17 protein-coding genes and 1 tRNA gene are annotated in these 20,960 nt (G+C 45.6%); 4 read left to right on the forward strand and 14 right to left on the reverse strand.

The window, feature by feature from the left end; translation table 11 throughout:
- Nucleotides 1-556 precede the first annotated feature (556 nt).
- From G8759_RS18370 to G8759_RS18420, 11 genes are all read right to left on the reverse strand, one after another.
- Nucleotides 557-1,474, reverse strand: a complete 918-nt coding sequence (locus G8759_RS18370; RefSeq protein ID WP_167210513.1) for a PhzF family phenazine biosynthesis protein — start codon at nt 1,472-1,474, stop codon at nt 557-559.
- A 42-nt stretch (nt 1,475-1,516) separates the two neighbouring features.
- Complete coding sequence (locus tag G8759_RS36430; RefSeq protein WP_167219082.1) at nt 1,517-1,675, reverse strand: ArsR/SmtB family transcription factor; 159 nt, start codon at nt 1,673-1,675, stop codon at nt 1,517-1,519.
- Between the two features lie 270 nt (nt 1,676-1,945).
- A complete protein-coding gene (locus G8759_RS18380; protein ID WP_167210516.1) occupies nt 1,946-3,331 on the reverse strand; it encodes a hypothetical protein in 1,386 nt (461 codons plus the stop codon).
- 99 nt (nt 3,332-3,430) lie between these two features.
- On the reverse strand, nt 3,431-4,504 hold the full coding sequence (locus G8759_RS18385; RefSeq protein WP_167210519.1) for a hypothetical protein: 1,074 nt from the start codon (nt 4,502-4,504) through the stop codon (nt 3,431-3,433).
- A gap of 307 nt (nt 4,505-4,811) precedes the next feature.
- Nucleotides 4,812-5,576 carry a hypothetical protein gene (locus G8759_RS18390; protein WP_167210522.1) on the reverse strand — a complete coding sequence of 255 codons (765 nt, stop codon included), beginning with the start codon at nt 5,574-5,576 and terminating at the stop codon, nt 4,812-4,814.
- A 10-nt stretch (nt 5,577-5,586) separates the two neighbouring features.
- Entirely contained in the window at nt 5,587-6,015 is a 429-nt protein-coding gene (locus tag G8759_RS18395; RefSeq protein WP_167210525.1) for a hypothetical protein, read from the reverse strand.
- 13 nt (nt 6,016-6,028) lie between these two features.
- Nucleotides 6,029-7,270 (reverse strand): sulfite oxidase, encoded by a 1,242-nt coding sequence (locus G8759_RS18400; protein WP_167210528.1) that lies wholly within the window; start codon nt 7,268-7,270, stop codon nt 6,029-6,031.
- A gap of 101 nt (nt 7,271-7,371) precedes the next feature.
- Entirely contained in the window at nt 7,372-8,661 is a 1,290-nt protein-coding gene (locus G8759_RS18405) for an adenylosuccinate synthase (protein WP_167210531.1), read from the reverse strand.
- Nucleotides 8,662-8,688: 27 nt separating this feature from the next.
- The gene (locus G8759_RS18410) at nt 8,689-9,165 is read right to left on the reverse strand and encodes a DUF3291 domain-containing protein (RefSeq protein WP_167210534.1); all 477 of its coding nucleotides are present in this window, start codon (nt 9,163-9,165) and stop codon (nt 8,689-8,691) included.
- An 88-nt stretch (nt 9,166-9,253) separates the two neighbouring features.
- Entirely contained in the window at nt 9,254-9,763 is a 510-nt protein-coding gene (locus tag G8759_RS18415) for a Fur family transcriptional regulator (RefSeq protein WP_167210537.1), read from the reverse strand.
- Nucleotides 9,764-9,870: 107 nt separating this feature from the next.
- Complete coding sequence (locus G8759_RS18420; protein WP_167219084.1) at nt 9,871-12,123, reverse strand: RelA/SpoT family protein; 2,253 nt, start codon at nt 12,121-12,123, stop codon at nt 9,871-9,873.
- Nucleotides 12,124-12,373: 250 nt separating this feature from the next.
- Here G8759_RS18420 and G8759_RS18425 point away from each other — a divergent pair.
- From G8759_RS18425 to G8759_RS18440, 4 genes are all read left to right on the forward strand, one after another.
- Nucleotides 12,374-12,455, forward strand: a tRNA-Leu gene (locus G8759_RS18425).
- Nucleotides 12,456-12,569: 114 nt separating this feature from the next.
- Nucleotides 12,570-13,916, forward strand: a complete 1,347-nt coding sequence (gene tig, locus G8759_RS18430; RefSeq protein WP_167210541.1) for a trigger factor — start codon at nt 12,570-12,572, stop codon at nt 13,914-13,916.
- A 301-nt stretch (nt 13,917-14,217) separates the two neighbouring features.
- Nucleotides 14,218-16,623, forward strand: a complete 2,406-nt coding sequence (locus tag G8759_RS18435; protein WP_167210544.1) for an outer membrane beta-barrel family protein — start codon at nt 14,218-14,220, stop codon at nt 16,621-16,623.
- Between the two features lie 427 nt (nt 16,624-17,050).
- The gene (locus tag G8759_RS18440) at nt 17,051-17,821 is read left to right on the forward strand and encodes a nuclear transport factor 2 family protein (protein WP_167210547.1); all 771 of its coding nucleotides are present in this window, start codon (nt 17,051-17,053) and stop codon (nt 17,819-17,821) included.
- A 102-nt stretch (nt 17,822-17,923) separates the two neighbouring features.
- On the opposite strand, the gene G8759_RS18445 is transcribed toward G8759_RS18440, so the two are convergent.
- From G8759_RS18445 to G8759_RS18455, 3 genes are all read right to left on the reverse strand, one after another.
- Nucleotides 17,924-18,952 carry a hypothetical protein gene (locus G8759_RS18445; protein WP_232073862.1) on the reverse strand — a complete coding sequence of 343 codons (1,029 nt, stop codon included), beginning with the start codon at nt 18,950-18,952 and terminating at the stop codon, nt 17,924-17,926.
- Between the two features lie 103 nt (nt 18,953-19,055).
- The gene (locus G8759_RS18450) at nt 19,056-19,676 is read right to left on the reverse strand and encodes an L-threonylcarbamoyladenylate synthase (RefSeq protein ID WP_162384180.1); all 621 of its coding nucleotides are present in this window, start codon (nt 19,674-19,676) and stop codon (nt 19,056-19,058) included.
- A gap of 91 nt (nt 19,677-19,767) precedes the next feature.
- Nucleotides 19,768-20,775, reverse strand: coding sequence for a glycosyltransferase (locus G8759_RS18455; protein ID WP_167210550.1), 1,008 nt, complete (start codon nt 20,773-20,775; stop codon nt 19,768-19,770).
- Nucleotides 20,776-20,960 lie beyond the last annotated feature (185 nt).

Here is a 20,960-nt window from a genome sequence, read left to right on the forward strand (position 1 = left end):
TAGCATATAAAATTGTGGAATAGCTATGGGTGAGGCTTATATCCTGCGTATGGACAGCAGGATATGTATAAGCACATACTATTATTATGCCATCTACCGTGCTGGTAGAAGGAAATTTGTTATTTTGATGCAGGATGAGACGTAGTGTTAGTAGCCCGGCCACTGTTTGAAAGTTGCCCTACCTAAATTGTCAAACCGGGTCTTATTTGCTTGGCGAGACTTGCTACCATACTGTTTAGCAGAAAGCGCTTGGTGAAAGAGCCAGTAAAGAGTTTTTCCATTTTTGCGAAAATTAAGGGATAAAGCAACTATTTTTTGAAGTAAGTTAAAAAAATATAAAAAACAAATGAAATTGAATAAGTAAGAGGAGCGTATTTTTAGTATATGGCAACTATCTAGTTCCCAATATACGTATATTGGTATTTTACTGTAGATTCTTACAAATCGTTTATGAGGTAATTTTCCTTCCAGCGCTTTGTACAAAACGAAACCCCGACAGTTTTATCAGATGCTGCGACCAATACATTACAAGTTTAATTAGATCAACTAAACAGCCCTAAAAATACCAGACTCCTTCTGAAATCAATTTATTTTTTCCACCAACATTAATTTCGAATTGATCATCCTGCACTTTTCCATTAAGATATAAATAGGATTTCCTGCCCATTTGAAAACCCTGTTCTACAGTTACATTAATTTCTGTATCCACATAAGATAAAAGATAAGCTAAAAAACACCCGTTTGCACTACCCGTTGCAGCATCTTCAGATAATTTGTTATTTTCAATTAAGAGCATTCTTGTATTATATGAATTGCCTGTTTCATACGCTTCTTTCGTAAAGAAAAATAATGACGTTGAATGTCCAGTAGCGCTATTTGTTCTGTATTTATTTTTTGAAATCAGGAAATCTTTAAAGGCCTGATAATTTAGATCTAGACTTTCCATGGCGGCCAGGTTTTTTAGTGGAATTAAAATGTAGGGTAAACCCGTACTTATTTCCTGTATAGGAAGTAAAACATTTAAGCTAGAATGCTGGATACCAAGCCCTTCTGCAATCTCTTGATGAGAATATATATTTCTGAATTCGGGTTGGGGTTGGCGCATATAGAAGATACTTTCGTCCAGATTTTTAGATTCAGGAATTGTAATTTCTATATCACTATGGGCTAATTCTAGCGTAAGTTTTGGCGTTCTGTTTGCTAGTAGAAATTTAGAAATAACATAACTTGTTCCTAATGAAGGATGGCCAGCAAACGGAACTTCATGTTCAGGCGTAAATATCCTGACAACAAATCGATTATCAACTTTATTATCTTTTATAAATGTTGTTTCTGCAAAATTTATCTCTCTGGCAATTTGTTGCATTTGTTTTTCAGATAATCTATTTTCCAGGTCCAGAAAAACGGCTAACTGATTTCCTTCGTATTTATTGGAAGCAAAAACATCGACTATGTAGAAATTGATTTGTTCCATTTATGATGAAATTATTAGTACAAAAGTGTTGAAAAATTATAATTATAAAGCTATTTGAGTAAGATAAGATTTAATATTTTTTTCATCTCTTCGATAATAGGTCCACTTGCCGTGCCTTGTTGGAATGACAAGACCAGCCTCCTGCAACATCGATAAATAATACGAAATGGTAGACTGTGATAGCCCTGTTTTTTGCTGTATATTTTTTAAACAGACTCCATCATCGAAACCCTATACCTCAACATGAGGAAGAAAATTAGCCGCTAGTTCTTTGAGCCACTTCATAATTCCTAGTCTGACATTTTTAGAAAGGGCTGCATTTACGTTCATAATAGCCATACGTTAACTATATAACTTCATATCGAGAATTTCGAAATTTGAATCCTATTTTAACGCTATTGGTGAGTAATAAAGCAAAAACGCTCGCTTACAATGTGAAGTAAGCGAGCGTTTTTAAGCTTTCATGTATGGCTACATGTCATCAGACAGAAACTTCCGAATTGTTTGGTAGGGACGCAAGCCCTGCGTTTTGCCGTTGGTATTTTTATCAGGAGTGGCTCCATTAGGGCGTGGTTCAACGGGTCGATTACTACCATTAATCCGGTTGCCATTCTGAAGTGAAAGCATCTCCTTGCGAAGTTGCCGCTGTTCTTCATCACTCAGACCCGTACGGGTTGCTTCGCCTTGTCCATACCCATCATTAAAGTTGCTGATTCGGCTATCAGTCTGGGCTAGTTTCAATTCAGCCAATAGCTCATTCAGTTCGTCAGTGGCCGCCTGTCGTTTTTCTTTTAATTCGTCAAGAACAGGCAGCAGATCCAGATTGTGTTGTAGCACGTTCTGTTGCGTACGTTGTTCGGCCAGTTGTGCATCTAGTGGCGCTATTTCCTGATTTAGTCGTTTGATTCGTCGACGTAGTTTCCATAGCTTAATATCAGCCTGTAGCCATCGGAACCAGAAGGCAGATAGGACAGGCAACGCGATACCCAGGCAAACTGCACCGGCCAGTGCAAACAGAATTCCGCTTAACACAAATGATAACAACGCCCAGGGGCTATTGACAAGCGCCAGATTCAATTCACTCGATTCACTCAATTGCTGCTCAATTTTACTCAGTGTCGACGGACTGAGCGTCTGCGTGGCGGCTGTGGGATCGGTATTAAGCTGTAATTGACGAACCGATTTGTTTATGGCTGCTTTGAGCTGGTCCGTGCGATAGGCTTCATACCGGAACCAGCCCAATACGGCTAGCGTCAGTACTGAAAAGAGAGCCAGTGCAATTTTGAAACGTTCATATTTACCCCGATTTTTCTCTGGATTTTCCTGGTATGGCTTTTCGATCAGTCGGTCATAAGCTGGTTTCAGTAGAATCGATACCATGGCCAGACCAACTGCAAATGCCCAGGCTTCGTTGGTATTGCGGATGTTTAGCGCGTAGGCCACAATCTCGTGCGAGATAATCAGATCGCCCGCCAAAAAGGAGATACCGGCAACCAGAAACAAGAGTCCGGCTAAAAGCGAATAGTCGGGAGCCGCTTTCGTTCGGCGTTCGCGCAGGTTGTCGCGGTCTGCTTCCAGCGCCTGACGGTCTGCTTCGCGTTGTTTGACCTGCTTGTCCAGGCGTTCAACCTGAAGGGCGTGGTTTTGCAATTCGGCATAAGCGGTACGACGTGCTTCGATTGCTTCCGTTAACTGACGGTCGGAATCGGTTACTTCCGTTCGCTTTTCCTGAATTCGATCCTGAAGCCAGTCTGTATTGACCTGACTGGATAGATACCCTTCGTATGTTTCCCGGTTAACACCTTCAACACCGCTTGTGTAGCCATGCTGAAAGTCGGGATTGTTAGTTGGTTCCATAACTAAGTAAGAGAATAAACTATGAATGATGATTTTAGCGCACTAGGTATGAGTTAAGTATTGAATAGAATTTAAGTATCATAAGTCATTATTTATCATTCATAATTCGTTAAACATTGATTCCCGCTGTTGCTCTGTGAGCCTATTTCGGATACTGCGAGCGAGCTCATACTCGCTCATAAATAGATTAACAAGCTGATCGCGCCTGGTGTTCAATCTGGCCAGGTCAGTATCTAAACTGGTTAGTGCTGTAACAACGGGCCATTTTTGCGTTCGGATGCTATCAATCTCCTGATCAAGCCGTTCGATCTCCGCTTCCCAAATGGGCAATTTCTGTTGTTTATCAACTAGTAACTGGCGATTTGACTGACTAATACTGATTCCATTTTGTAGAAGGCTTACTGTGCTTAAAAACAGTTTTCCCGCTAGTAGAAATAGGAAAAATACAAAAATAAATAGGGCTCCCGCCTGCCATACTGTCTGTGCTTTCAGCGCTTGAGACAGCACAAATACCGACGTTGCCAGTGGTAATCCTATTTCTTCAATCACCCGTCGACTGGTCAGGCGTGTACTTTCCTCATAAAAAAACGACGTGCGACCGAATAAATTGAACATGCCTGCCAGAAACACGCCAATAGAAATCCAGTGATTTGGGTAAGCTGGCTCGAGGGTTTCGTCAATCAGGTAAAACGTACCAACGCTCATACCGATTGACAGCAAAAGGCTTATCGTCGTTCGAAGCAGGCCGTTGGGTGCTGGATTACGGTCTTTAACACTTTTTAGCTGGTCTTGCAATACCAGGATACGATTCTCACGCTGACCAATCAGCAAATTTAATTCGCCAATTTTTTCGATGTATTGGCTGCGTTGTTTATCCAACGGAATAGCCTGATGCTCGAAATGCGCCCGAATTTCGGCGACTTTCTCTGTAGGCTGAGCATCGGCCAACCCAAATAACACCCCTTCATCACGCAATGATTCTTCATTGGTAAGCCAATCGGGTAATGGCTCATTAGATACAGATAAGGGAGGTATTTTATGAAGAGCTGCCTGAATTTCAGGTTGGCTCAGAAATTCAGATATAATAGGATTTCTGATAACAGGAGCAACAACCGGACTGGCAGGTGCTGGAATGGATACGAAAAGCGAGCGAAGGCGTTTGATAAACGTCATTAGTCAAACCCAAAAATGGGTTGGTGGGTAAAATTGGTACTAGTGAAACGGTGGTAAATACGTGAATAGTGCCCCAATAATACAACTATCCGTCAATTATGCACGCTGAAGAATGATGAGCGGAATGCCGTTAAATCGCCTGTTGACGCCTATTCTTGGGTTCACTTTAAGATCGAACGATAAACGCCCTCCTTGGTAATTTACTAGAATACGAATCTGAATAACTGGCAACTATTCACATAAACTGTTTTGCTTCACGTTATCGTAGACTACTCTCTAACGGATGCCGGGTATAGGTAATGGCCAGTTAGCGTTGTAAAAATATTCGCTGTAGAGCACCCCAGAGTCGCTTCTTAAGATTCTGGTCGGCTTCGATGGTAGGAAGCGAGTCGGCCATGAGGAACGTTATGCCAAAAAAACGAATGGGCTGATACCGATCCATCGCTATATCCAGATGAATACGATTGAAGGGAACGCCGAACGTTATAAAATGATGAATCTTTTTATCCTGAACCAGCTCTGCAAAGTCGAGGTCACGAGCGCCGTGCAGGTTCAGTAAATCTACCCCATCGATATTAAGATTAACGGCTTTCAGAATTTTCTCCAGAAAGAGCAGATTACTGGGATCAAGTTCTTCATCGGCCAATAACAAAACTTTGTGGTTGAGTTGTGGCATCCGGACTTGTTGAATAGGGGGTGTAATCGATGGAGTCGTTGGGCGTGGAATGGCCTGAGGGAGTGGTTCAGGCGTGGCAATTATTGAAACAGGTTCATTTTCAATAATAACCTCCGGAGCAATTGCAGTCTCACTAACTACTATTGGTATGCTATCCGGTGTTGTAGCCGCTGCCGGAGTGGTTATAGGGGCAGCCGCCAACGCATCCAGCTCAGCCAGCAAGTCAGTTGTATCCTGTATAAGAGGTATATCAGTGGTTTCCTCCGAAAGGCTTATAACTTCGTCGGCAATCAATGTGGGTGTGGATTGCCCGTTCCCCAAATTCCAGGAGTCGTTGGATACCCGGAACAACTGGTCATTCTGGTAAAGCGTCTGATAAAAATTCTTTGCTGACATTCGCTGATGGTTAACGTCCGGTTTCCAGTTTATGCCACTTAACGTTCTTCAAGGGTTCGCGCCGACCATCGAACGGGCGTTCAACCGGCCCATAATGCTTAACAAGATAGGCAAGAATAACAGGTTCTGATTCGCCGAGATCCCAAAGTTTCTGCGTTCGCTGCATCCATCGGATGCGTTCGATCCATTTGTCCCGCGAAAAATGACTTTGCAGGATCAATTTGCTCGAATGACAAGCCGTACATTGTGCTTTTACAAGCATGAGCTGATCATCGACGGCAAGGCCGGTCTCAGGATCGGTTTTTACGGAGTCGAGTTGTGTACGCGGAACGACTGTTTGGCGTTCAGCGTATTTTGCCAATAAGCCTGTGCGTGCTGTAGCCGACAGTAGTCCTGCCAGTATGACGACGAGTACAACTAATTTGTTTCTTCCTTTCATCCCGTTGCTTTCGTTACCCCATTTTAACCGCAATTCGATGGCAGGCATTGTTACAATATCCCTCCGGATTCCATTGGGGCATGACCATCGGCTGTGCTACACCGGCACTGTCGGTTGCCCGTGCCCAGATTTCGTAATAGCCCGATTGGGGAAGCTTTATTTCTGTTGTCCAGTGTTGCCAGGCCAGCCGGTTTTTAGGTGGTTTCAGTTCGGCTTTTTGCCAGGTTGCGCCAAAATCAACCGAAACCGCTACCTCACGTACCGATCGATCGCCCGCCCAGGCGTGTCCACGAAGAATAAGCGCTTGCCCTTTCGTGAGCATAGCACCCGTTTGCGGAAACGTGATAATCGATTTGACGGGCATCGATTCAATAATCCGAAACTGGTCTTCGGGTGGATCAACACCGGGTTCAACAGGGTTGATCGGCACTTTATAGCTTTTGCCCGTCATCTTGGCCCCATCATGAACTTTGTTGCGTACGGCTATCGTATGCAGCCATTTCCCGGATGTAGACGCAGGCCATCCACCCACGACCAGCCTCAACGGAGCGCCGTGAACAAGCGGAATATCCTGCCCATTCATGGCCCAGGCCAGTAGCGTTTCATCTTCCAGCGCTTTCCGCATTGGTACGCCCCGTGAGATCACTTCTTTTTTCGGGTCGAGGCTAATGTGCAGATCTTTTCCGTAATAGCCAATATACACTGCATCATCTTTCAGCCCAACGTCGGCCAGAACATCTTTTAACCGAACTCCAGTCCATTCTGCACAACCGACACCCCCGTCGGTCCATTGATTGCCTGCTGTTTTCGGAAAATAACCTGATCGCCCGTTGCCTGCACACTCCAGCACCAATTGGTACGTATAGGGCTTGAAGCGTTTCTTTAAGTCGTCAAGTTTGTAGGTTCTGGCTTGTTTAACCGACTCACCATTGATCGTTAGTGTCCAGGTTGCCGGATCAATCTTTTCCGGAATCAGGCCATTATTCCGAATAAAGAGTTTGTCGGCCGGAGTAATGGGATCATCAAGTAAGTGGGCGGGCGTTTCAACATTCCAGGGTTTATCGTTCAAAACGACCAATCCTTTATTTTTTGTGGCCATTGGATCAACGTCAATGGCCAGCGGTAGGTAATGTTTAGGTAATCGATTGGCAAAGACAATGTCAGTCCCAATCAGGGTAGCAAGCGTTGCCAGTGAGCTTTTTTTGAGAAAACCCCGGCGGTCGAAATGATTATGAGTTGGGTTCAGGAAAGCCATGTAGGTAGGAAAGTACCGAATTGATGGTTCAAAATTACATAAAAAATGCCAGCCTCTGTTTATCCAGTGAGGCTGGCAAGGTATACTCCATAACAGACAGATCAATGTATGCCTACTGCCTGACGGTAGATGATGGCTTCGCGATCGGGGCTGGTCGAGATAAAACTAATCGGTAACCCAAGTGTTTCTTCGAGGAAGTTGACGTAGGTTGTCAGTTCGGCCGGCATTTCATCGAACGAATGAATATTCGCCAAATCGGTCTGCCAGCCTTTGAATGTTTTATAGACCGGAATTACCGCTGTATCACAAAGATCATAGGGTAAATGCTCGGTTGTTGTACCATCGGGAAGCTGATAATGAGTACAAATCTGAATTTCATCGAAGATATTCAGTACATCTACTTTCATCATAACCAACTGGGTAACACCATTGATCATAATGGCGTATTTCAGAGCGGGCAGATCGAGCCATCCACATCGGCGGGGACGACCCGTTGTAGCACCAAATTCGCGGCCTTCCTGGCGGATACGTTCACCGGTTTCGTCGGAGAGTTCGGTAGGGAAGGGGCCACTGCCAACCCGGGTGCAATAGGCTTTAAAAATGCCAAAGACCTCACCGATTTGACGGGGAGCTACACCCAGCCCGGTGCAGGCACCAGCGGTCATCGTGTTGGACGAGGTTACGAACGGATAAGAGCCAAAATCAATGTCGAGCAGTGATCCCTGAGCACCCTCGGCCAGCACCTTACGCCCATCACTCAATGCCTGATTGACTTCATATTCGCTGTCGGTCAACTGGAATTGCTTCATAAACTCCACCGCTGCAAAGAAATCAGTTTCAGCCTGAGGAAGTACCGAAGCATAATCGAAATTATTCTGCTCCAGTATCACTTTATGAATGGCTACCAGTTTACCATATTTCTCCTGAAAATTAGGGGACAGAATATCGCCGACGCGTAAACCCTGACGGGCCACTTTATCCTGATAGGTTGGCCCTATACCCCGGAGCGTCGATCCAATTTTCGACTCTCCTTTAGCTTGTTCATAGGCAGCATCCAGCAGACGATGGGTTGGAATAATGATTGACGCTTTTTTCGAAATCTGGAGGTTTTTCGCCAGTGCCAGATTGAACTTAGCCAGCCCATCAATTTCCTTTCTGAAAACGATGGGATCGAGCACGACACCGTTGCCAATAATATTCAGGATATCATCCCGGAAAACGCCGGATGGAATCTGGTGTAAAACATGCTTGAATCCGTTGAATTCGAGCGTATGACCGGCATTAGGTCCACCCTGAAAACGGGCCACAACCTGATACTGTGGCGCCAGCACGTCCACGATTTTACCTTTTCCTTCATCGCCCCACTGGAGGCCTAATAAAACATCTACCATTTTGATTAGCCGCTAATACGACTGTGATTATACAGATTCACTAATTTCTCTTGTTCCTTCATTCGGCTTTGGTTGAATGTCGCGGAATGTAAAAGCCTGCGCACCCGACCCAACTTTATTAAGGCGCTCAAGTCGATGTTTGGCTTCCGTAATTGTGGGAATATGGCCAGCCGGAATCCACCACAAAACCGTCATCAGCTGATCTGGTTTTTCAAACCATTTCCGGCGTTCTTTCATCACGTCTGTGTGCCTGCTCTTGAACACAAACGCCTGTAACTGCTCCGGTGACTCCCAAACCGACATGTTTACAATGATTCGCTCATCGTCGAATGGTCGAAACTCAGTTGCATCGTTGCCATCCCCTTTTAAGCGCCAGACAAATCCCTCACTTTCTTCGGCCAATTGGTTGATCGGGTCGAGTTGTGCCACAAAGTCGGCCATGATCGGGTGATCGATGTCAGACACGAGCATTCGGGCAATGTTAAGCTGGGCGAGGTGATGCATATAAAGTAAAAGTGAAGAGTTATGAATGAACGAAAAACGATGAGCAGCTGACTACCCTTCATCATCATGCATAACTCTTCAGTGACGGTTAACCTTCAACAGGCACTTGAACACCTTGAATGTCTTTAGCCGTTTGTTGCCTGTTTTCGCAGAAATCACGGGCGCATGCACCATAAAAGATCAGCGAATGGTGCATCACGTTAAATTTCAGCATATCGCCAACCATGTTCTGAATGTTCTGAACGCGCGGATCGCAGAACTCCATCACCTTGTGGCAGTCAGTGCAGATCAGGTGGTCGTGCTGACGGTAGCCATACGATTTCTCGTATTGCGCCAGATTCCGGCCAAACTGGTGTTTGGTCACTAAATCGCAGTCTACCAGCACATCGAGCGTATTGTATACTGTGGCCCGGCTAACGCGGTAGTTCTTATTCTTCATGGAGATATACAACTCATCCACATCGAAGTGGTCCTGTCGGTTATAAATCTCTTCCAGAATAGCGAATCGTTCCGGCGTTTTCCGTAGCCCCTTGTTTTCCAGGTAAGCCGTGAAAATTGTCCGGGCAGATTCTAAATTGGTTTGTTTCGGCGCAGCCATATCCGTTCCGATTATTGAGAGTGCAAAAATAGTGAAAGGAATGATGATTGATAACTTATGAAAGATCTATGGGAAGATTCATGCATTATTATTCATCATTTTGATGGTTACGAGTCGAATCGAACGACTTCAAATACACCCTGGACACGTTCCAGCTTACGCATCAGGGTTTCGAGGTGGCCGGTATCGTGAACATAGAGCCGAATATTACCCTCAAAAATTCCATCTGTTGAGTCAATCGTGACCGAGCGCATATTGATATGTAGCTCATTGCTGATGACCCGCGTTACATCGTTCACTAAGCCTACCCGATCCGTACCTGTGATTCGCAGACCCGCCAGGAATGCCAGTTCTTTCTGAGACGTCCACTTCGCCTTGATAATTCGGTTTCCGTGGTTCGACATCAGTTCGACGGCGTTTGGACAGGTAACCCGGTGAATCTTAATGCCATCATTAATGGTCACAAATCCGAATACATCGTCGCCCGAAATTGGGTTACAGCACTTGGAGAGCGTATAATCGATCCGATCCATATCCTCGCCAATAAGCAGCATATCGGCATCGGCCCGTTCACCGTGAATTTTCTTAAGCTCTTTCGTAAACGACTTGCCGTCCTGGATCGTATCTGTATTGAGTTTGTTCAGGCGGTTTTCCTTCGCTTCCTTGTCGGATTTGAATTTCTTTAGTTCCTGTACATCAATATGGCCTTTGCCCACCCGATAGAAAAAATCATCGGTAGTTTTAGAGCCGAAGTAAGCCCGGAGTTGATTGATGGTCTCATTCGTCATGTCCATCCGCAACACACGCAGTTTCTTCTGAACAAGATCACGGCCATCAGTAACGAACCGTTTGTTATCTTCCTTGATTAAATCCTTGATCTTGGTCTTGGCCTTGGAAGTTACCACGAAACGCAGCCAGTCTTCGCTGGGTTTCTGGCGATTGGAGGTGATAACTTCTACCTGATCACCATTTTGCAGAACGTGACTAAGCGGAACAAGCGTGTTATTGACTTTGGCCGCCATACAGCGAGCCCCGATCTGGGTGTGAATGTCGAACGCAAAGTCAAGCGCAGTAGCCCCCCGCTGCAATACTTTCAGGTCGCCTTTCGGCGTGAATACAAAAACTTCTTCACTGTAGAGATTGCTTCGGAAATCATCGACAAATTCGATTGCGGCTTTTTTATCGCCACTCCCTGCCGACTCAATCATGTCGCGCACCTGACTGATCCAGGCTTCAATCCCTGCACCAGTCTGTGTGTCGTTTCCTTTGTATTTCCAGTGAGCTGCGTAGCCTTTCTCCGCAATTTCGTTCATCCGTTCGGTCCGGATCTGCACTTCGACCCATTGACCCGACCGGCTCATAACGGTTGTATGAAGCGATTCGTAGCCATTCGTGCGCGGGGTACTGATCCAGTCTTTAAGGCGATCGGGGTTCGGCTTATAATGGTCGGTAACGATTGAATAGGCACGCCAACAGGCGGCTTTTTCTTCTTCGGGTGGTACATTCAGAATAATCCGAACGGCGAATAGATCGTAGATTTCCTCAAACGGTTTCTGTGACTTGTTCAGCTTGGTCCAGATCGAATAAATGGACTTTGGCCGACCTTTTATCACGTATTTGATCTTCGTTTCTGCCAGATCTTTTTCAATGGGTTCGATAAATCGACCAATAAACCGATCGCGGGCAACCCTGGTTTCGCGCAGTTTTTTAGCGATGTCCTTGTAGGCTTCCGGTTCAACGTGTTTCAGATACAGGTCCTCCAGTTCGGATTTGATCGCGTACAAACCCAGCCGATGCGCCAGGGGAGCATAGATATAGATCGTTTCGGAGGCAATTTTTAACTGCTTATCGCGGGGCATCGAATCCAGCGTCCGCATATTATGGAGCCGGTCTGCCAGTTTGACCAGAATTACCCGAACGTCATCTGACAGGGTCAGCAACATCTTACGGAAATTCTCGGCCTGTTGCGAGGTGCCGTATTCAAAGATTCCTGAGATTTTGGTCAGGCCATCAATGATGCGGGCTACTTTGAGACCAAACGCCCGTTCGATATCAGCAATGGTCGTATCGGTATCTTCCACAACGTCGTGGAGCAGTGCCGCCACGATACTGGTTGTTCCCAACCCAATTTCTTCAACCGCAATCTGGGCAACCGCGAGCGGGTGGTAGATATACGGTTCACCCGACCGCCTACGCATGTTCTTGTGCGCTTCGGCAGACGTGTTAAACGCTTTTTTAATCAGTTTGGCGTCATCGCCCTTCAACATTGGCTTAGCCGCCCGCAGCAAGCGTCGGTAGCGTTTCAGGATTTCCTGACGCTCCAACTCTAAATCAATGGCAGGTTCGGCAGTGGCATTCATCATGGTGGCGTCTTTGCAGGTAATTGCCTATAGGTTGTACTCGTACTACCAAGATAACAAAATAATAATCTAAAAATGATGACAGACTTACTAAAAATAAAACCTTCTCGAATTTGCTTGGTGAATTCAAATTCTTTCGTACTTTTGCACCTCCAAAACACGAGTTGACGGGTTTTCGAGTCGAATAAACTGATCGTTAACGGAGACTGTAACGAACAGCTAGCTCTAAAAAATTTCAACCGTCAGAGCCGCGGGCGTGGCGAAATTGGTAGACGTGCCAGACTTAGGATCTGGTGCCGCAAGGCATGGGGGTTCGAGTCCCTCCGCCCGTACAAATAGCTAAAAGAGTGAAAGAGATAAAGAGTGAAAGAGTGATATGTTTACGGACAGGCGCTCTTTCACTCATTCGCTCTTTCGCTCTTTAATTATTTAAAACCGATATAAACGTGGATATTACCCTAGAAAAAGCCAGCGACACAAATGCTTCGCTGAAAATCGTCCTGACTCCGGCCGATTATAAACCAGAAGTAGATAAGAAACTGAAAGACTACGGTCGTAAGGTTCAATTGAAAGGGTTCCGTCCGGGTCACGTGCCAGCTTCGCTCGTCCAGAAGATGTATGGCAAAAGCATTCTTGTGGATGAAATTAACTCGATGCTGAGCAAAACAGTTAGCCAGTATATTCGCGAAAACAAACTACAGGTTGTTGGCGATCCGGTTCCAAATCGCGACGAAGCGGATGCAATCGACTGGGATAACCAATCTGATTTCGCATTCAGCTATACACTGGGTCTGGCTTCGGAGTTTGATATCGATTTCAGCGACCTACCCAGCGTTACTCAGTACGAAATACAGGCTGGTGAGTCAGAAATAAATTCGACCATCGCTGATCTGCAACAACGTTTTCATACCCACGCACATGGGGAAGAGGTTGGCGACGGTGATACCATCTACGGCGAACTGAAGCAGGTAAATGGTGAGTTTACCGCCAAAACAGCCTTCCCGATGAACCAAATGGCTGAAGAGGCCAAAGGTCAGTTTGTCGGTAAGAAAAAAGGTGACGTAGTGACGTTCGTATTAGAGAACGCCTTCCCAGACGAGAAAACTCGTGCCACAGCTACTGGAGCAAGCAAAGAAGAAGTTGGTGAACTGACCGGTGAATTCACCTTTGAGGTTGACGACATTACGCGCCATGAGCCAGCCGAATTAAATCAGGAGTTTTTTGATAAAGTGCTGGGCGCTGGAGCGGTTGAAAATGAAGAGCAGTTCCGCGTAAAAGTTGCTGAGATTATTCGGGGTAACTACAGTCGCGAATCGACTCAATTGCTGCGGTTGGATATCGAAAAGAACCTGCTTGACAATACGCCGATACTGTTGCCCGACGAGTTTCTGAAAAACTGGCTGCTGGAAGTGAACGAAGGTAAGTTTACCCCTGAGCAGATTGATGAGCAATATGACGACTTTACAAAGTCGGTAAAACTGCAACTCATCAAGAACAAAATCGCCGATAAAGCTGACATTAAAGTTGAGTTCGATGAAGTGCTTGACGTTACGCGTCAGATGGTTCGCGAGCAGTTCGGCTTTGCTGGTGGCGAGAACGAGGAGATGAATCAAACCATCGACCGTATTGCCCGGAATTACCTGCTGGATGAAAAGAACAACGGTCAGAATTATACGAGCACCTTCAATCGGGTTTATGACGATAAAGTCATTGACTATGCAAAAACGCAACTAACCATCGTGTCGCAGGATGTGACGGTTGATGAGTTTAAGGTATTGGTTGAAAATCGTTAATAGATTTTAAAAGGCAAATACAGAAGGCCCGGTCAATGACTGGGCCTTCTGTATTTAAGGACGAACAAATCACAAACCTGAACGAATTGCCGACTTATAAGGGGAAGGTTAACCGTTTTTTAAAGCCAGGGCAAATGCCTTTGTCGATCTACGAATGATAGAGTTTCAAGAAATCAGCCGTAGTAAACAGTATATTTTTCAGAATACAGCTATTTGTAATACCAACTGTTCTGGGTTTTACTTCAAGCTATAAGCATTTACCCATTTGTTTAAACGATTAAGGAAGTCGCTTTTCATGCGTATGAAAACAAGTTTACTGATTCTATTTCTATTACCGCTGTTGACGTTAGCACAAAATAAAACGGATCATCAGGTAACGATAAAAGGTGTTCTGATTGACGAGCAAAGCAAACCCATTCCATTTGGAACCGTCACCCTCCACCAGAAATCGGATTCGGTTATGGTAACAGGCTCAATATCCGATGAAGCCGGGAAATTTGAACTACGAAGTAAACCCGGCTCTTTCTGGCTGAAAGTTACGGTCGTTTCCTATCAGGACCGGCGGATTCCAGCCATTCAGGTAGTCGATAAAACGATCGATTTAGGAAAATTGATTCTCAAAGCCACAACCAAACGATTGGACGAGGTAATTGTAAAAGGTGAACGAAGCCAGATGGAATTGTCGCTGGATAAACGTATTTTCAACGTTGGTAAAGATCTGGCGAATGCCGGAGGAACAGCAGTTGATATTTTGAGCAACGTGCCATCTGTTGCGGTTGATGCCGAGGGCAATGTTAGTCTTAGAGGGAGTAACAGCGTTCGTATTCTGATTGATGGAAAGCCATCGGGTCTGGTAAGTCTAAAAGGTGGCAGCGGCTTACAACAGTTACAGGGCAGTAGCATTGAACGCGTTGAAGTGATCACAAATCCCTCCGCCCGCTACGAGGCTGAGGGTATGGGAGGTATCATAAACATTGTTTTAAAAAAAGAGCATAAAGAAGGAATCAACGGTTCGTTCGATCTGATAACAGGATACCCGAGTAATTTTGGGGTAGCCGCCAACGTAAACTACCGCCGGAAGAATCTCAATTTCTTTGTTAATTATACCGCTTCGTACCGGAATACGCCCGGCCGCAGTTCCTTGTATCAGGAATTATATCGCAATGACACGACCTTCATCACCCAGCAGAATTCGACCAATCGCCTGAAAGGATTAAACAATAGCGCCCGTGCTGGCCTCGACTATTTTTTCGATTCTAAAAATGTCCTGACTGCTTCGTATACCTGGCGGTTGAGTAAGGGAAAACGATTTGCCGATATTGTTTATCGCGATTTTCAGTTTACGACCAATAATCTCCGAAGTACAACCAATCGCACGCAGGATGAAACCGAAACGGAACCAAACTCGGAGTATGCGCTAACCTATAAGCGAACATTTGCCCGCGAAGGTCACGAACTGACTGCTGATGTCCGATACCTCGACAACTGGGAAAGTTCCGATCAGTATTTTAACCAGCAGACGTTTCAGGCAGATGGAATAACAGCGAGTGCTCCGGCCACCTTGCAGCGGTCACTCAATGACGAAACAGAAAAACAGTTTTTGGTTCAGATCGATTATATCCGACCTTTTAGCAAGAATGGGAAGATTGAGGCCGGATTGCGCAGTAGTTCACGCGATATGACCAACGATTATTCAGTTACTCAGCGGGCCGACAACGGGAGCTGGACGCCATTGCCGGGCCTGACCAACGACTTTCTGTACGAAGAACGAATCAATGCCGCTTATGCAATAATTGGCAATAAAGCGCGTAAACTGTCCTATCAGGCGGGGTTGCGCGCCGAGATGACCGATGTTACTACAACCCTTAGGCAAACCAACGATGTCAATCCCCGTCATTATGCGAACTTGTTTCCCAGTGTACACGTCACCTACGATTTGCCCCGCCAACATGCGCTGCAACTTAGTTATAGCCGTCGAATTCGCCGACCGCAGTATAATGATCTGAGTCCATTTATGACATTTAGTGACAATCGGAACTTCTGGAGCGGTAATCCGAACCTGAATCCCGAATTCACGAATGCGTTCGAGATTGGCCACATCAAATATTTCAACAAAGGCTCTATTAGTTCATCCGTTTACTATAGGCATACCGACAATAAAATTCTGTCGATTCGACGGGTTAATGATCAGGGTTTTTCAACGACCCGGCCCGAAAATCTCGCTGGTGAGCATTCCTACGGGGCAGAATTTGCCGGATCGTATTCTCCCTTTACCTGGTGGAAGCTCGATGGTAGTTTCAACTTTTTTCGGGCCGTAACCAATGGGAGTAACCTCGATGTTAATTATCAGAGCGATACCTACAGCTGGTTTACCCGGATGATTTCCCGTTTTACCGTCTGGAAATCCACGGATATTCAGTTGCGGGGGAATTACGAAGCTCCTCAGCAAACTCCTCAGGGACGACGGAAAGCGCTGGCAACGCTCGATTTATCCGTAAGTAAGGATCTGTTCAATAATAACGGCACGTTGACCCTCAATGTACTGGATGTGTTCAACTCCCGTCGCTTTCGGTCCATAACAGAAGGGCCTAATTTTTACGCCGAAAGCAGTTCCCAATTTCGGCTTCGTCAGTTTAATCTAACCCTCAGCTATCGGTTACGTCAGGCGAAGAAGAAAGTAAAAGAAGGCGCAGAAGGCGAGTTTTAATGACTTCTCTCCGGACTTTGGGCCCCGCAAAAATGAATTCGTCTTCAATCAGCCCCTGTGTTTTTTAGAAATTTACCCTACATTTGCCGTACTGAAAATCACATTTGCCACATACCGCAGCCCTTCATAAAGGCACCTACCCGTTCAGCTTATTGAACGAAGCTAGTTGCGCTAGTATGGTATTGCTATTTGGTCATTCGCCCGTAGGTCAATACTAAACAAGGCGTCAACAACCAGGGTAGGCTGTTTGCTGCGACCTTACCAGACAGGGATAGCTTCTCCTGCCAATCTTCTTATTTTTCATTTTTTCTTTCTGATGCCAATGAAATTCAATCATTTCATTCCTGGCACGGTATGTCTAATCGCGTGCCTGTCAGTGTCGTGCTCAATGTCAAATTTTCAGTTCAAGACCAAACGTGAATCGACGATGGATCAACATAGCATAAACAAAACACTAATCCGTGATTTCTACAGACGAGCTTTAGGACAGGGCGACATCGATTTTGCCAGGGCAATCGTGGCCGACGGGTATATTCAGCATAGTTCAATGGGCAAACCTGACAAAGCGGGCCTCCTTGAATCCCTGGAAGCGTTCGGGAAAATGCCCAAACCCGTTACAACCTCAAAACCATTTATGCGATTACTGGCAGAAGGTGATTATGTTGTAACAAACATGAGTTTTGGTTGGGGTGACTCACAGAAGGTAGTTGTTGATCTGTTCCGATTTGAAAATGGGCAGGTGATCGAGCATTGGGATGCAATTCAGGATCAGCCTGAATCCACCCACAACGGGAATGCCATGATGGATGGAGCCGTGGAGGCCGATACGACCGAGCCAACAGAAACCAACAAAGCAGTAGTCGCTGATTATTACCAACGAGTTTTGATTCAGCGACAAACTGACCGGCTTGCCGACTTTGTGGCGGTAGATCTTGTTCAGCACAATCCCGAAATAGCTAATGGAACTGCCGGTTTGCTGGCGTATTTTAGTCGGGGAGCCGATGATTTCTCCATGAATAAGGTACACCGGATAATTGGTGAAGGCAATTTTGTGGTTGTTCAGGCGGAGGGAGAACTGGCAGGGAAGCCGACGGTATTCTATGATATATTCCGTTTGATAGGAGGGGAGATCGTCGAGCAATGGGCTGTTAGCCAGGCTATACCAGCTAATATGCCTCATGAAAACGGTATACTTTAAGGATGTTTAAGCGGGTCAGATTTTCTGCCTGTTGCAAGCTAATGGATCAAAAAAAACCCGGCAGCGCTACGCATTCGGGTTTTTAATATTAATGCCACTCCTTTATTGATACTGAATGTACATGGGTTTAGGAGTCAAGGCCAGTACTTCTTCGGGGGTCATGATACGCGAGCCTTGCTTACGGAAATCATTATCGTAAAACAGCTTGAAGCCTGTATACTGAACCGGTTCTTTCTGAATGTAATCGTGGTACGAATCTTTTTTCAGTACCGGTGGGCCCCAACCGTCCATATCCATCACGATCTGTACATTGGGATCAAGCTTAATGTTTTTGTAGTTCTTGATCATGCCCTGCGTAAAGCGGTGAACGACCAGCACTTTGGGTGGCAACTTATATTCTTTTACCATACGGCTTAGAAACTGCACCGCCTGGTTAACATCAGCGGCATCGTAGCTACCAATTTTAGTGCCTGGTTTAGCGCCTGTTACCATTGAGAACTCCGGATCAATACCAAGATGCACAAACGGCAGTTTCAGGTACTTTCCCAAGAATTCCATCTCCGGGCCAAGTGGCGCATGGCCCCGCTGAATGTCCAGAAACACAATCGCTTTGTGTTCATTGCCCCATTTCAAGACTTTCTTGATGGTTTTGTCTGACATGCGCATACGGTAGCCGCCATCTTTACCGGGTGCTCCCTGAGCCGATATAGCTACCAGATGAAGGGCAGGCTGAATGGGCGTTGCAGGGTCTGCTTTTTCCCAGTTTTTTATTTCCCGGTCGAGCCTGTCCAGCATTTCCTCTTTAGGATACTTACCCAGAATTCCCATTTTCTTGGAATGAGGATTACCATAGTACGCGAAGATTCGCTTTTGGGGAAGAATAGCTCCCTCTGGCGCGTATGTGAGTGAATCGAGTGTGGAGTCTCCCGTGGATACCGCACGATTTGACGCCATTGGTCGGGCTTCAGTCGCGGGCTTTTCTGACGAGTCAACCTTGGCGTTTGCCGGCTCGGCTGATGCTTCAGCAGTGATTTTGCCGGTTTGAGCGGTATTTTCCTGTTTAGATTGGGAAGTGCAGCCAGTAAGTTGACTGAGAGCCAGCAGAGAGAGTGCGGCCAGGGGGAAACGCATGTTAATCAACTAGGTTAGAAGGATAAGTCGTGAGAAAAGGGCTACGTTTCACATGAATGAACGCTTAGCCTAGGGTGCAAGTATAGAATCTTATTGTAACTTTTCAAAGCATTAATTCGCCTAAGCCCTGTCGAATTATCGAAAAATCGTCATCGGTAGCGTCAATGATCGTTGAGGGGATATTACCCCCGTAGCCTCCATCGATTACGATATCGACCTGATGCTGGAACTTCTCGAAGATTAACTCCGGATCGGTCGAATACTCAATGACCTCATCTTCATCGCGGATCGATGTTGTAATAATTGGATTTCCCAGTTCATGGACGATCTGGCGGGGAATGCTATTGTCAGGAACACGAATACCCACTGTTTTCTTATTCGTATTGAGCAGTTTTGGTACGCTGCCGCTTGCTTCCAGAATGAACGTAAAAGGTCCAGGCAACAATTTTTTCATGAGCTTAAACGCCTGATTGCTCACTCGGGCATAATCGGCAATATGGCTCAGGTCGTAGCAGATGAATGAAAAATCGTTTTTTGCTGGCTTTATCCCCTTGATTCGAGCTACGCGTTCAACAGACCGGGCGTTATGGATATCGCAACCCATACCATAAATTGTATCGGTTGGGTAAATAATAACGGCCCCATCGCGTAACGCTTTCACGATATAGTCAATACGTCGAGGGTCGGGGTTTTGAGGATATAGTTTAATGAATTCAGCTGGCATGGGATATCGGGTTTACAGCTTTTGGTTAGCCCAGATCGCAAATGGGGCTTTCAGGCTAATGCTTAACTGAAAACTGTAAACTGCAAACAGGCTAAACCAGTTTCACCTGTGGATAGGGAGATTGGTGAGCCCGATTCCATTTAAGGTAATGCCGATATAAGCTGTTGACGGGCGGATGGAAATGGTTTAGGCTGAGAATCAGATTGGTTAACAGGTCTGGTTGCTCGATGTATTGTAATAACTGCCCGAATTGAGCTACTAATTCAAACTGTTCTGTATAGAATGATTTTCGAATAAATTTTCGAATCCGACCCGCCAGTGCCTGGTATTCGGCGGGGGTGGTGCAACGGTCAAAGGCTTTATAACATACCGCTAATGATGAGCTAAGCAATTGGTTCTCCGGTAACACAACCTGAGCCTGCATTGAATTTGGAAGCCGACGTTTTAGCGTTAAGACCTCGTCGAGATAAGCATAATGATAGATTCGGGATGAACGCACCCAAAAATCAAAATCCTCAAACGATAGCGTTTCGTCGTATCCTCCGAGCTCATTCAGCACATCGCGACGCATCATCATGGTTGGCGTGCAGATAAAGTAAGACTCCAGAATCTGCTGAAATACGTCTCCTGAAGGTACTTTAGTTCGAGCTCGACCATCGGAATCGACGGCGTAGTGAATGGCAATTTCTTTGCCTTGCTCGTCAATGTAAACTGCGTTCGAAAAGACAACGGCATAAGGCCCTGACAGTTGTTCGAATAAGTCGGCCTGCTGAGCAATCCGGTTCGGCAGGAGTACATCATCGGCAGCCAGATCAATCACATATCGGCCACCCGCTAAAGCAAGTCCCTGATTAAAAGCCCGGTTTAAGCCAAGATTGGTAAGATTTTTGAGGAACCGTACGGCCTGATGCGTTTGTACGAAACTGGTAATCAGTTCGGCAGAACGATCAGTACTGCCATTATCGATAACAATCAGTTCAACATTCGGATAATTCTGGTCAACTACAGATTGAAGTGCTTGTTCAATATAGGCTTCATGGTTATAACTGGTGCAGATAACACTTACCCACGGCTTAATCCGATTGAGGTAAGGACTCATCGGGAGTGGGTTAGATTGGCCAGTAACAGAAATCATACAGGCTGATCAATTAATAGAACGGCAGAAATAAAAGTAACTATGTATTCAATACTAAACTATACAGCAATACTACAAACGGTTTGTCACCGAATTTCTGTTTTTTGAGCAAACGGAAAAAAGAATACGTGTTGGCTAAATAAATAATG

This window comes from Spirosoma aureum (assembly GCF_011604685.1).
GTDB lineage: Bacteria > Bacteroidota > Bacteroidia > Cytophagales > Spirosomataceae > Spirosoma > Spirosoma aureum.